General features: G+C 31.4%; 14 protein-coding genes. 5 read left to right on the top strand and 9 right to left on the bottom strand.

Annotation, left to right across the window (positions count from 1 at the left end):
- Positions 1-2: 2 nt before the first annotated feature.
- Complete coding sequence (locus tag I130_RS00815; protein ID WP_034917630.1) at positions 3-692, bottom strand: hypothetical protein; 690 nt, start codon at positions 690-692, stop codon at positions 3-5.
- 887 nt (positions 693-1579) lie between these two features.
- Here I130_RS00815 and I130_RS00810 point away from each other — a divergent pair.
- Together I130_RS00810 and I130_RS00805 are read left to right on the top strand one after the other, a co-directional pair.
- Positions 1580-2299 (top strand): SIMPL domain-containing protein, encoded by a 720-nt coding sequence (locus tag I130_RS00810; RefSeq protein ID WP_034917924.1) that lies wholly within the window; start codon positions 1580-1582, stop codon positions 2297-2299.
- Between the two features lie 312 nt (positions 2300-2611).
- Positions 2612-3085 (top strand): hypothetical protein, encoded by a 474-nt coding sequence (locus tag I130_RS00805; protein ID WP_051119571.1) that lies wholly within the window; start codon positions 2612-2614, stop codon positions 3083-3085.
- A 134-nt stretch (positions 3086-3219) separates the two neighbouring features.
- Here the strand turns inward: I130_RS00805 and I130_RS00800 are convergent, their stop codons facing one another.
- Positions 3220-3477: a hypothetical protein gene (locus tag I130_RS00800; protein ID WP_034917624.1), complete on the bottom strand. Its 258-nt coding sequence runs from the start codon at positions 3475-3477 to the stop codon at positions 3220-3222.
- Positions 3478-3695: 218 nt separating this feature from the next.
- Here I130_RS00800 and I130_RS00795 point away from each other — a divergent pair, with 218 nt between their 5' ends.
- Positions 3696-4421 (top strand): SOS response-associated peptidase, encoded by a 726-nt coding sequence (locus tag I130_RS00795; RefSeq protein WP_034917620.1) that lies wholly within the window; start codon positions 3696-3698, stop codon positions 4419-4421.
- A gap of 76 nt (positions 4422-4497) precedes the next feature.
- Positions 4498-4908 carry a BLUF domain-containing protein gene (locus I130_RS00790; protein ID WP_034917615.1) on the top strand — a complete coding sequence of 137 codons (411 nt, stop codon included), beginning with the start codon at positions 4498-4500 and terminating at the stop codon, positions 4906-4908.
- An 8-nt stretch (positions 4909-4916) separates the two neighbouring features.
- On the opposite strand, the gene dinB is transcribed toward I130_RS00790, so the two are convergent.
- On the bottom strand, positions 4917-6137 hold the full coding sequence (gene dinB, locus I130_RS00785; protein ID WP_034917609.1) for a DNA polymerase IV: 1221 nt from the start codon (positions 6135-6137) through the stop codon (positions 4917-4919).
- Between the two features lie 71 nt (positions 6138-6208).
- Here dinB and I130_RS00780 point away from each other — a divergent pair, with 71 nt between their 5' ends.
- On the top strand, positions 6209-9196 hold the full coding sequence (locus I130_RS00780) for a DNA polymerase III subunit alpha (protein ID WP_034917605.1): 2988 nt from the start codon (positions 6209-6211) through the stop codon (positions 9194-9196).
- 36 nt (positions 9197-9232) lie between these two features.
- On the opposite strand, the gene I130_RS00775 is transcribed toward I130_RS00780, so the two are convergent.
- The 6 genes from I130_RS00775 to I130_RS00755 all read right to left on the bottom strand — a co-directional run bounded on the left by I130_RS00775 (position 9233) and on the right by I130_RS00755 (position 14189).
- Positions 9233-10615 (bottom strand): DASH family cryptochrome, encoded by a 1383-nt coding sequence (locus tag I130_RS00775; protein ID WP_034917601.1) that lies wholly within the window; start codon positions 10613-10615, stop codon positions 9233-9235.
- Positions 10616-10770: 155 nt separating this feature from the next.
- Positions 10771-11229, bottom strand: coding sequence for a ferritin-like domain-containing protein (locus tag I130_RS00770; RefSeq protein ID WP_034917597.1), 459 nt, complete (start codon positions 11227-11229; stop codon positions 10771-10773).
- A 175-nt stretch (positions 11230-11404) separates the two neighbouring features.
- Complete coding sequence (locus I130_RS16870) at positions 11405-11536, bottom strand: hypothetical protein (RefSeq protein ID WP_262489265.1); 132 nt, start codon at positions 11534-11536, stop codon at positions 11405-11407.
- A 236-nt stretch (positions 11537-11772) separates the two neighbouring features.
- Positions 11773-12900, bottom strand: coding sequence for a hypothetical protein (locus I130_RS00765; protein WP_157480463.1), 1128 nt, complete (start codon positions 12898-12900; stop codon positions 11773-11775).
- 1 nt (position 12901) lies between these two features.
- On the bottom strand, positions 12902-13558 hold the full coding sequence (locus tag I130_RS00760; RefSeq protein ID WP_034917590.1) for an ATP-binding protein: 657 nt from the start codon (positions 13556-13558) through the stop codon (positions 12902-12904).
- Positions 13542-14189, bottom strand: a complete 648-nt coding sequence (locus I130_RS00755; protein WP_034917588.1) for a hypothetical protein — start codon at positions 14187-14189, stop codon at positions 13542-13544. The genes I130_RS00760 and I130_RS00755 overlap by 17 nt, the downstream gene beginning before the upstream one ends.
- Between the last annotated feature and the right edge of the window lie 3 nt (positions 14190-14192).

The following is a 14192-nucleotide window of genomic DNA, read 5'->3' as shown; positions in this document are numbered from 1 at the left end:
TCTCAAAAAGAAAACCCCATACCTATATTAAAAATAAGTCCTGAAATTAAGGAAGATATGTTCACAGGGGACTCTTCTGAATCAAATTCTATTTTTTGCATTTCTGAAGAGCCATCATTAAAATCCACTCTTCTGTCAATAGATGTAGGGAACTTCTTTAGGGAGTATCCTACTTCGGAGCGAAAATAAATTAACCCTCCCAATTTGGCTCCTAACTTTAGGTTGACTGCACTATGTGAAAAATCGTAAAACCCTTTTCCTGATTTATTTTCGTCTATATCTGAAGGCACATCCTGTTCAGATCCTTTAAATTTTAAATTCCCATAGTTGATCCCTGTATAAACACCTTTACCAGGTTTAAAGATATAATAGTTTATACCGCCTTCGAAATATGAAAATTTAAGATCGGTATCACTCGCGGTATCCCCGCTCGAAAACCAAGATCCATTTATAGAGGAATAATCTGCATTCGCCGCAATTTTATTTCTTAAAAGTGGGGTTACATACTCAATATTCCCGCCCACCAAATTAGGGAAGCCCAGTTTAGCGCCTATTCTGAATGGTCTAATCCTATTTGCTTTAGTTTCTTTAGCGATATCGACCTTGTCTACAGAGATTGAATCTTGTGAAAAAGCGATGCCTGATACCATTATAATAATTGCTAATGGTAAAAATTTAAGTGTAGTTCTCATAATTAATAATTTATTGGGTTATAATTAGTATTATTAAGTTGTTACCTATTATTAATAATTAATAAAGTTTCTTTTAAATAAGGGTTAGGGAAAATTATGAAACTATTGAATCCTTAATACCTTCTAGGGAGGGCATCTATTTAAACAATTAAAAAAGTTGGTAGGGATATAGAATTTAAATCAATAGAAGATTTTAAGTCCTTTTATTTTATGAAGCTGTATAATCATTGAACAGTTTGATGTATTCAGTAACGTCATTTTGGAGATTTGTATATTTGTTTGGACTGGTTATATTTTTCTCCAATTGGGTGATTTGTAAGTTTGATTCATAATTATTCTGATTAATGCTAGTTTGAATATCATTAAAATAATGGTCGGCAATTAAGAAACAGTTCTTGGAACAAAATAATTTTCAGCATTTACAGTAAATTTTAAATTGTATTTACCATTATTTAAGTTTGGTAAAACGAAAGAGTTACTATTTCCATTAGAGTCTACGATTAATTCAATATCATTTATTTTTGCTTAAATGACTGTACTGTATCAGCCGCTGAAATAGAAATTATTTCATATGATGCTGATTGACTTTTTTTAGCACTTAAATCGATAGGTTCAGTTTTAATTACTTCCACTGTATTACTGCTTCTTCAGAACAAATGTTCAATGAAAAAATGATTATTGTACAGAATATTACAATACAATAAAAAACTAATAAGTCCACTTTTTCATAATTCTGTTGTTTTTGTAATGATTTATTATTTTATTATCTTAACTAAAATTATAATTTATTAAAGCACTGCACAATACATCTAAATGAGTATTTTTTTCGATAAGTTTATATGTTTTTAATCAAACTTTCAGGACAGGTCAATATACAACAGAAGAAAATGAAAACAATATTCGGAATTTTAAGCGTAATTCTATTATTTGGTTGTCAGAGTGATTCACCTATTCAAAGATCAAAATTCAAAACAATGATGATTAAGGCTCATGGTGAAATAGAAACTTTACCTGATAATGCTACGTTTTATATTAATTTGAATTGTCTTGAGAATTCTGTTAAGTTTTCAAAAAAATGTCTTGTAGATAAATCTAATGAATTAAACAGTAAACTAATCTCATTTGGAATCAACAAAGATGATATTCTGACGACCTCAGTAAATATGAACAAAAGTTATACTTGGGCTAAAAACACAAGAGTATTTCAGGGATATAGTAGTTCTACAATGATGTATATTACTATTCGGGATATTAATAAATTAGATGAAATTTATTCTGAACTTTTGGAGAATAGAAATCTAGATTTGGGCGGACTTTCCTATTCAAATTCTAAGATTGATAGTTTAAAGAATGAGGCGTATTTAGACGCATTGAAAAAAGCAAATATTTTAGCAGACAAATTATTAATGGAACTTCCAGAATCAGAAAAAGAGATTCTCAAAATTGGTAATATTGAAATTTCTGCTTCACTACCACAAGCTTATGAATCAAGTGATGCTTCCAATGTAGAAGTAGCAGAAACCTCGGTACAAAATCAATCGATTAACATTAGTAAAGGAACCGTAATTGTAAATTCGACTTTATACGTGGAATACCAATTTGACTAAGTATCTCCACACAACATAGGTAAACAGCAAATAGCTCGCATATTGGTGAAAAGTGCTATTTTAGAAACCAAGTAAAATACAACAAAGCCGACAAGAACGCATCCCTACTCCACGCCACTTGCGTTAAACAAGACCGTTGGCTGTAATCTAAGATGGTGGATTTTTATGGAACATTCTAACTGAAGATAAAGAGCAAAATGTTTGAAAACAAATAAAATTTACAAAAACAAGTTTGATGAAATAAAGCTTATAAAAATTCTAAATTCCTAATATGAAAAAAAGTATTAATTATACATTATTGTTAACATTATTATGATTACTGGTTGTGGTTCAAGTGATGATGAATGTATAAAAACTGTATCTATACCTCAAGTCTATTTTGTAAACAATCAATCGTACAGTTATAATATCACTCAAGAAGTTCCCTGTGACTTTCCTGAACCTGAAACATCAGTGCAAATCACACCACCTAAATTAGATAACTTCTCATATGAAATTTTAAACTTTAATTTTAATCCTGACACTGGAAACAACACCTCTAGATTACAATTTGAGATTAAGCTCCAAAACAATAATGGTTATGTAATTAAAGGAATACCAATATTGACCCTTAAAATTGATGGAATAGAGTTTACTGGGAGTTACTCTTCTAATGCTTCATTTCCTTGCTATCAACTTGAAGCTAATTCTGATTGTATCTTAACGTATGACAAACAGTCTTCGTTAGATTTAGAACAAATAAACTCCATAGAATTGATAAAAGTTGAATACTATTTAACCAATTGATATAAAAGAGCAACTGACTCGTCCTTAATTGAAGCTATTAACTATTACAGATTAGTAGCCTTTATTGATCAAATAAGATCCTCCTTGACTCAAACATTGCTGAGCTAAGATTTAGATTTTCTAATTCCTTGCATTTAATAAGGATTCTGATCCTTTTTGTCGTGACCTTCCAATTTTACAAGCTTATTATAAATCCCTAAAAGCAAGAATGGTGCTGCCCATTGTCCAACAAAAAGTGCCGTTTTACTTCGATTCATTAACTTTAGTGTCAAAGATCCTCCCATAGAAGCTATAGCAGCCGCTAAAAATACTCCGGATGGAATTTTAGAGGTTTGTTTTTCAATTTGTTTGGTTGTTTCCCCTTCTGTGTGATCATTTTTTAAATTTGTCATAGTTTCAATTTTTTTAATTTTAATTAAAGCTATTTTATTCTTATTTACTACAAATCACAATTCGTATAACATTAACTATCGTTTGATTATTAGTAATTTATCAACTTGTTGCGCTGCAAATTATTATTTTAGTTGACTAGATATGTTAACCTAATATTCTAATAGTGAAAACTCATTTATTAGAATATTTAAAAGTGATAAATCTAAATTTATAAATTATGTGCTACGAAACAACCTCCACTAAAAAAGCTAAACAAATTGAAAAACATTTTAAAGCTGATTTTGAAATAAGTGATGAATATGAACCGTATTTTCATAAATCGGGTTTCAGTTATTCCAATTTGCAAATAATTAAAATGGATGAAGCAGAGAAAATCTATCCTGCATCTTGGGGCTTAGTTCCAGATTGGGGAACCAAAAATATTGAGGCTTTCAGAAAGAAATACAATACACTAAATACTAAGAGTGAAACCCTATTTAGCGGATTATCTAAAGGTAGCGCATTGAATAAACGTTGCATAATCTTAGTAGATGGATTCTTTGAGCCTCACAAACAGGGAGGAGTCTCAATCCCTAACTTCTGTTATATACCATCCAAAGAATATGATGATGGAAAAGATCTTCTTGCTTTCGCGGGAATATATTCAGAAATTGATAAAAGCTCCGATTCTTACACTTGTTCAATATTAACTACCGCTGCTAATGATTTTTTTGAAAAGGTTCATAATGTAAAAAAACGAATGCCCTTAGTTTTAGCTAAAGAACTTTATAGCGAATGGTTTAATGATGGATTGAGTAAGGAGAATATTATAGAACTAATGAAGAATGGATTTACCTCCAAGGAATTTTCAGCTCATCCTGTAAGTCGTGATTTATATAAGAGAGGATTAAATACTAATAAGGAATATATTATTGAACCTATAGATAAGGCTACACTGTTTTAAAAATAATTTTAAATTTGTTCCAGTTAATTTATTTATAATTTCATTATGCAAACAACTAATTTAAATTAATATAATTTTGAAACAAACTCATACTATTTGTTATGTAAGTAAGGCAAATCCTAATTTGACAATTGAGGAAATTAATGAGATTTTTAAACTTACTGAGGAAAACAATAGATTAAATCATGTTAGAGGTATTCTTTTACACTCTCTAGGGAATTTCTTTCAGGTATTAGAAGGCGAGGAAAAGTATATCGAGGATTTGTATGAAAATAAAATTTTAATAGATTCGAGACATTCTGAAGTTTTCGAAGTTTATAGACGAAACGTAACAAAACCTGTATTCCAAAATTACTTTTCTCAATTTCAGGCTATAACTACTTCAAGTCAGCTTGATAAGGTCCGAAAGTATCTTGAATTAAATAAAAGAGATTCAATATCTGAAAAATTAAGTCGATTATTAAATCCGTTTATAATTTGGGATTAATAAAAATATTAACGGTGCCTATGAGCTAATAAAACTGGTGGGCGACCATCAAAAGGATTTCCTTGATTCCCTATAGTTTTAGATCCCTCTCCAAGTGTAGCTGCACGTCTAACCAAATGATCACCATATTTATTTCTGATGTTATCCATGGCAGTATATAAATTCACGGTTTTCTTTGTGTTTTCAAACATATCAATTTGATAATGCCCATCAGCCAAACCGCTAAAACGCACTCCTACAAGCCTAATTAAAATTCTACGATTATATAATTTATCGAACAATTCGGTTACGGCGGGTATTAATATATGGTCTGCAGAGGTGTGTTTTATGCTAATTTGCTTTGTATAAGTTTGAAAATCCGAATAACGAACTTTAACCATAATCGTAGAGGTTAATTTATTACCTCGTCTAAGTTGAAATGCTAAATTCTCGGCCATGGCTAAAATTGTCGTTTTTATCATAACCTGATCAAAAGTGTCTATTCCATAAGTACGCTCGCTAGAAATAGATTTTCTTTCATGGAAGGGTTTAATTGGGCTGTCATCTATTCCATTGCAACGTTCCCAAATAGTTCTACCATTTTTACCAAATACAGAAATCAATCTTTCAATTGGCATTTTTTGAACTAAACCTACATCTTGTATACCAAGAAGAGTGAATGTCTTGTATGTCTTATCTCCAATCATTGGAATCTTCTTAATAGATAATGGAGCTAAAAAAGTTTTCTCATAACCATGAGCAACATTTATTTGATTATTAGGTTTTGCTTCCCCAGTTGCAACCTTTGAAACGGTTTTATTCACGGAAAGTCCAAATGAAATAGGTAGTCCAGTTTCTCTAATAATTTTTGATCGCAATTCTTTAGCAAATTTATAACAGCCAAAGAATTTATCCATTCCAGTTAAATCTGCGTAGAATTCATCGACACTAGATTTTTCTACAATTGGTAATTCTTGCATCAAGATATTAGTTACCTCCTGCGACATTTTACCATAGAGACTTCCATTACCTCTTATATAAATAGCCTCTGGACATAATTGTTTAGCCATGCGCATATTCATTGCACTGTGAACACCAAATTTTCTAGCTTCATAACTAGCAGCAGTTACTACTCCACGGTTTCCAGTACCTCCAATAATTACTGGCCTATTGTTAAGCCTGCTGTCCATTCTTCTTTCACATGAAACAAAAAAAGCATCAAGATCAAAATGTATAATTGATTTATTCATATTTGGAATTTATCCAAATTTATGGAATAATTCCTTATTTTAAATTAGTTTTGTATTTCTAATTATCAACAATGTATTTAAATTGTCACTCTTATTTTTCTCTTCGCTACGGAACATTTTCTGATAGTGAGCTTCTCAATTTGGCTAAAGAAAATGGAGTTACGCAATTAGCTCTTACTGATATAAATAGTACCAGTGCATGCTTAAATTTCATTAAAATTGCTCAGGAAGAAAATATTCATGCTGTTATTGGAGTGGATGTTAGGAATGGAGTAGATCAATTATATATTTTATTAGCAAAGAATAATGATGGGTTCCAAGAATTAAATGAATTTATATCGCATCATCTACATAATAACTTGTTGTTTCCTTCAGAAGCACCAACTCTTAAAAATGTTTACTGTGTTTATACTTTCGAAAAGGCGATGGAGCTTAAGTCCTATCAATTCAGAGAAAATGAATATATTGGAATTTCAATTAGGGAATTAAATAAACTACCCTATTCTCCATTTGCCGAAATGAGAGACAAATTAGTGATACTACACACTATAACTTTTAGAAATCAATCAGATTTCAATGCTCATAGATTACTGCGAGCAATAGATTTAAACACTCTTTTGAGTAAAGTCCCGACGACAGAACAAGGTAATAAGCTTGATGTTATTTTACCTCCAGAGCTTTTAAAGATTAAGTATCAGGAATATCCGGAACTTTTATTTAATACAGACAGGTTATTGAAATCTTGTAAAGTCAATTTTTTCTTTAATGATCACAGGGTTAATCAAAATCAGATAATTTATGAAAAGGATAAAGCTTCAGATTATATAATTCTTGAAGAACTCTGCTATAGTAAAATTAAAGATCGTTACCAGAATCCTAGTTTAGAAGTCTATGAACGAGTAGAAAAAGAACTTACTGCGATTAAAGACATGGATTTTGTGTCCTATTTTTTAATCAATCATGATATTTTGGAATATGCACGGTCTAAAAATTATCCCTATATAGGTCGGGGTAGTGGTGCAAATAGTGTGGTTGCCTATATTATCGGGATTACAAATGTAGATCCTATAGAATTGGATCTTTATTTTGAACGTTTTATAAATGTATATAGAAGTAGTCCTCCCGACTTTGATATTGACTTTTCCTGGAAGGATCGAGATGATATAACAAACTATATTTTTACCCGATTCAAAAATACCGCATTAATGGGTACCTATGTAACGTTTCAATATCGTGCCGTTATTCGGGAATTGAGTAAAGTATTTGGGGTTCCAAAATTAGAGATCGACAACTATCTAAAAGGTTTTAAAGTAGATAAAAGCTCTAGTAGCGACTACATTAAATTAGTTGAAAAATATGCACATTATATCCATGGCTTTCCAAATTACTTAAGTGTTCATTCTGGTGGAATAATTATCACGCAAAAGCCAATAAGTTATTACACCAGTACCTTTATGCCACCTAAAGGTTTTCAAACGGTTCAGTTTGATATGAATATAGCTGAAGAGGTAGGGATATTTAAATTTGATATTCTCGCACAACGAGGTCTTTCAAAAATAAAGGACACCTTAGAAATTATTAGCTACAACCAACCAGATGCACAAGTTTTAGACATAGAAGATATAAACGCTTTCAAAAATGATTCAGAAATAAATAAATTACTTAATACAGGAGATTGTATGGGAGTTTTTTATGTAGAGTCACCTGCCATGAGAACTTTGATGACGAAGCTTCAAACCAACGATTATCTAAATCTTGTGGCGGCTAGTAGTATTATTAGACCAGGAGTTTCTAACGGTGGAATGAAAAATGAATTTATTCTTAGACATAGAATACCAGAAAAAAGAAAAGAAGCGCATCCAGTGATGTTAGAAGTTCTTCATGATACTTATGGAGTAATGGTGTATCAAGAAGATGTATTAAAAGTAGCGCACAAGTTTGCAGGGCTTTCATTAGCTGAAGCAGATATTCTTCGAAGAGGAATGCGTGGTAAAGTAAAATCTAAAGGACAATTTGAACAAATTGAAAAGAAATTTATAAGTAATTGCCTAGAGAAGGGGTATAGTGAGAGTCTAACAATGGAAGTATGGGATCAAATAAAAGCATTTGCAGGTTATGCATTTGCCAAAGGTCATTCTGCATCTTATGCTGTAGAGAGTTATCAATCTCTTTATCTCAAAAAATACTTCCCATTAGAATTTATGACCGCTGTTTTAAATAACGGCGGTGGATTTTATAATATGGAGACTTATGTTCAAGAAATTAGATTACAAGGCGGGAAAGTGGAAGCGCCGTGTATCAATAAAAGTGACCACGGAAATTGGATTGTGGGCGATACCGTTTATTTAGGATTAGGAATGCTAAAATCTCTTGAGTTTAGAACATCAGAAAAAATTTTAAATGAAAGGGGAATGTATGGTGATTTTGAGAATTTTGATGATTTTGTAAATAGAATACATTTAGGAATCGAACAATTAATCATTTTAATTAGGATAGATGCCTTTAGATTTACAGGTTTAGATAAACATCATTTACTGTGGGAAGCTCATTTAAAATTAGAAAAGAATGCTTCCAAAGCACCACAACCATTATTGTTCAAACAAAATAAAGTAACCTTTGATATTCCAAGGATTTCTACTGAAATGGCAATAGATGCTTATGATCAACTAGAATTAATAGGATTTCCATTATATTCTAGATTTCAATTAATAGATTGCAATCTTCCCCAATCATTACAAACCAAAGATTTGAAATCTCATATAAATAGACAGATTTCAATATGTGGAAGTTTGGTTACAGCTAAAGGCACTCCAACTAAAGACAAACGTCTTATGCACTTTGGAACTTTCTTAGATATTGATGGTGAATTTTTTGATACGGTTCACTTTCCTCAAATCTCCGAGAAATATGATATCAGTTCTCTCGGGGTTTATTTTATTAAAGGAAAAGTAGTAGATGATCTAGGATGTTTGGCGATTATTGTAGATTATATTGAGCGATTACCAATGATTCAAGATCCACGTTTTAAAGATTCCGATACTAATGCAAAGCTTATTTAAATATACTTATTAAGATTAATAAATCTTAAATACTTTTCACAGCTTTTTAATCAGATTTATCGATCTTGTCCATTTCTGGTAAAGCGCAATAGGTTTAGGATAATCTGAATTCTCATATTCCCAAGGTATTAAAATTTCCATATCGTTATAATTCTTTAATTCTGGAATCCATTTCCTAATAAACTCTTGTGATTTGTATTTATTAGATTGATTTACAGGATTTGTATAATATATCTCATATGCTTGAACGTGCCAATTTAGCCAATTGGCACTAACGTCATAATCTATAAGTTTGCTTTCAAAATATGCAGCGCCCCAAGTCCAGTCAATTTTTAAATCATGTATAAGATAACTAGAACAATTAACTCGACCACGATTACTCATATATCCTGTTTCATTTAGCTGTCGCATATGTGCATCTATAAATGGAATTCCAGTATTTCCTTCACACCACCTCTCGAAATAATTGATATTATTTTCGAAAAGAAGTTCTTTCTTTTTAAAGCCTTTGGTTTTAAAAATTTCATTTCCAAATTTCATTCCTTTAAATGTGAAGTAATCTCTCCATACAAGTTCAAATATTATCCACCAAGTGCTTTGATTCTTTTTAACTACAGTTTCATAGTGCTGAACATTTCGATAAATCTCCCTAGGAGAAATACATCCAAGTGCCAAATACGGAGAAAATTTAGAACTATATTCCATTCCTAAAGATCTATTTCTAGTCCATCTATATCCCGTTAGTAATTCAGTCTCAAAAGTATAATGATACAATCGTTTTAGACCATTATCTTCACCACCTTCAACATACGTCTCAGCCATTTCATATTCTTCCTTCGTAAATCCGAGCAAGCTATAAGAAGGAAATTCTGTGCTCATTATATTAGTATCAGCGTTTAAATAAGAAGGACTTAAATATGGAACTCTCGGCTCTGATTCGTTTGACGTTGGAATCCTGTATGCTTTGCTTGTTAAAGGTATATTTGAAATGGTAAAAGGAATATCATCGATGTGATACAAGGTTTTTCCCCAATAGAAATTGAAAGAAACATTTGGTAGCTTTTTTTGAACACTGTCTACAAGAATGAGTTCTTCAGGAGCATATTCCATTTCTCCATAAACTTCTGTGATATTGTGCTCCTTTACTATTTGAGGTATAAATTCTTTTGCACTTTTTGTGCTTATTAAAAGATGTCCAGACAATTTCTCGAGATTCGATTGCAAATTAAGTACGGAATCTTCAAGAAATTTAAATCTACTGATATCCGCTTTTCTAAATCCTAAATCCAGTTTTTGAAATAAAGATTCCTCAACACAATAGCAAAAAATTAGCTTATCACAATTAGATATAGCTTTGCACAAAGCTTCATTATCAAATAACCTCAAATCATTTTTAAACCAAACAAGTCCTATCTTCATTTCAATTTGGATTTAAATCAATAAAATTCTTAGTTAACCGGTTTGACTGATTAACTCTAAATTAAGTTTACGTTTTTCTATAAATCATTTAAATTATAAAAGCCCTCCCAATAAAATTAGGGAAGGCTTTAGTGTAGGGACTATTTTTAAAATTTTTAGTCTACTAAATCTTCTAACCTTTTAACAGCGGAAAGAGAATTTTGAACTTTGTTTTTTTGCTCAGTTAGCATAGACTTTACTCCTGGACTGAAAAATGACTTATTTAACGTTTCTTCATATTCAGAAACGCTAGCTTTTTCGCCACGAATACACTCTTCCAATATAGATTCATCTTTGTCAAAACTTAATGCTGTTTTTACATCAATCCAAACTCTGTGAGCAGAACCTGCAGTACTACCTGATTCTTTTGGTTCTACATTAAGTTTTCTTAACTCGCCATCAATTTCATTTGCAAATTGAGAACGCTGTGTAGCTTGTTTTTGCATCCAAGATTTCAACTGAGAATTTTCTGCTTTCTCCATTACTTGTTTGAAGCCTTTTTCAGCATCATAATTCTTTTGTAATAGGTCTTGTAGAGAATCTTGCATTTCTTTATTTCTTTCGTTGGTTTCCATAATCTAGTTATTAATTGTTAAAAGTAAATTTATATGAACCATAGTGATACTACAGTTTATGATTTGTTAATTAGGATTAGTTTAATAAATCTACGTTCAAAGAGATGTTGAATCAATTGTTTATAGTTTTTATCGCTCTAAGGATATTTAGAATAAAATTTATAAATGAAAATTTTTATTTAATCCTATTATTCTCAGTTTGCTGAACATACGTATTACGTTTCTTTTTAGACTTTTTCTCTTTATACATTTGATAACCTTGATAAATAACTTGTACTACCGTGAATATTCTGAAAAACTTCTTCATTTTAATTTTTTTAAGCATTAAACAATTATTCATTACTCTATAAAACTAATTACAGACATCTCATCTTGAGATCCTTAGATAAAATTTAATTTCATAATGACAATATTATCACAAACTGCTTTATCTCAATATTATTTAATAAAATTTTCACAGGACTTAAAGATTATTCGTTAAAATATTTAAAGAGTTATGAATTGCGTTGATTGTTGAATTATTACTACAAAACTACCACTCGTTCAAAAATCTAAAATTCCCCAAATCGCAGGATGTTCACTAGCAGCTTGATTTTTTTTATTTATGCTTGGAAAGTAAGACCACATAGGTTGCTTTTCTGGCCAAATTCCTTTCCTGTTTAATCCGCTACTTTGTACTGTATTAAAAAGATCAGGCGATAATAACAAATAATCTTTTTGCTTTATATTGACTCCCATTCGATACGCTCCAAGACTATGATATCCGGCACCTACTCCTCTATCCACATCCACATGAAAGGTTTGGTGTTTTGTTATATCTTTTAAATTGGTTTTGATAAGTAGTGGGGAAAGGGAATAACAATAAGAAACAGCATTTAATGTACCCACAATTGCGATGTGTTTCTTACCCTTAGCATATAATTGCTTATAAACCTCAGCAATCCTCTTGGTTTGTTCTTCCCTTATATTATCAGAAATATCTTTATCTTCTGTTTGTTCCTGCAGATGAGTAGCCAATATGTATATAATATTTCCTTTAGCGCTACGGATTTCATACTCCAATAAATCCTTATTGAAAATAGATTCTCTCTTGATTTTATAATAATAGCTGTGACTCCGAACCGACAGAATCTCAATACCACTGCGAGTAAGAAGTCCTATTTCTTGACCACGTTTATCATTTCCTTGCACCACGAAAGTATAATCAAAGGGTTTACAATTAAATTTCGGCAGAAACCCTTCGTTAAATTCTGTTAGAGAAGCACGATCTTCGATTTCCTGAAGAATTAAAATATCTGGATTCACTTCGGCGATTACCCGAGCTTTATTTTCGACGGCTCTATGTTCTAATGGATAATTCTGAAGTGCAATCCATCCATTCCAGTCTGTTAGTTCCCCTGCTTTTAACTCTTTTGAATAATTCATCCCTTTCAAAAAAAGAAAACCAGCTTTTCTTCTTAGAACTGCATATGGTAATTGAAGACTATTATCCATACCTAGAATGAATATCAATTCTCTTAAACGATCATTATCTCCATTTGTCTTTACAGGTTTGTCCATTAAAAAGTCTATTTCTATAAGCCACTCATTCCTATATTTATCATAGGGATTGACCAAATAACTTCTGTCACGATGGAATAAATTCTGAATATTAAATGTGGCTATTTTCATATTATTTTCTCTTGTCTTTAATTTTTTCATCGAAGGCTACTAGATTGAACATTTTTTTCATTCTACTCCTAACCCGTAAACCGTATAAATCCTCGAGTTCGTGGGCACTTAAATTAGTGGTAGCGTGGGTTTTTAATTTAGTTTGAAGAAATAATTCATACCGTGAGAGCAGGATTTCACCAATCACATTACAATCTCTACCGTAATGTCTTCCTATTGGCTCCACACCCATATCGTCAAAACAAAAACAACTACTGTCTCCGTAATCTTCAATAGTTTTGTAACCCAGATGGTTAAATGCAAAAACGATATTCCTGCATGGCATTACGACATAATTACGCTGATGTGGAACTAAATACCTTAAAAGTTTCATCATGCTGGTTTTGCCGCATCCCACAGGTCCAGAAAGCAAAATCCCTTTCTCAGGATCCATTTCAAATTTCTCGCAGTAATTCTGATCCTTTATAAAATAATTACATAGCTTGAATAAAACATTTTTATCCTCTTCATAAATATTAAAATGTTGGCCGAATAGGGTTTTACCTTTTGCTTCAAGAAACACCAGGATCTTTGGGAAGTCATAGACTATTTTAGTTCCGTCAAAATTCCCGAGGGAATACTCAATTCCATCTTCTATAATACTAGAGGGGTTCGCCATAGTTCTTATTTTTAGTTGTTTTCAGGTTGTCCCGTTTTTGAAATGCTGTCGGAGCCTTTTCAAATTCATTTGCTTTTAACATCCAGTTTTCAGCAGTTGCATGCCAGTCTATAATTTTGATTTCATTCCTAAGCTTCCATCCAATTGAGCTGTAGTGGTTGTAGAATTTTTTTCCTTCATTAGCAGACCAACTTTTATTTTTAAAAAGATCCAAAACCTCATTTTCATTTTGCGGGAGCTCTCTTTTATTAAAGTTTGTTTTTTGTTTATTATAGTTTATTAAAGGGGTTAATGCTTGTTTACTACTTGTTTCATACTTGTTTAAAGCTTGTTTAGAACTTGTATCAAAAATGAGCATCCTCACCCTGCTCCCTTTATAAGGATTATGTGATGGCTGATATTGGATATATTTTTGATCGTGCAATTTATTCAAACAGCGATGATACGTTGGATTGGAGCCAATTTTTCCCATTCTCATAATTTCTTCTCTTTGGATATAGAATGTTTTTTTGAATCGATGAATATTCCAAGACTGGAACAATGCCATATATAAACTAATGTGGGTGGCATTAAGACTTGGATCCTTTGAAAATTGCTGGAATACAGCATTCAGATGTGTGATATAATTCATAGC

The organism is Gillisia sp. CAL575 (assembly GCF_000403785.1).
Lineage (GTDB): Bacteria > Bacteroidota > Bacteroidia > Flavobacteriales > Flavobacteriaceae > Gillisia.
The sequence above is the reverse complement of the archived record's forward strand: the minus strand, read 5'-3'. Positions and strand labels throughout refer to the sequence as shown.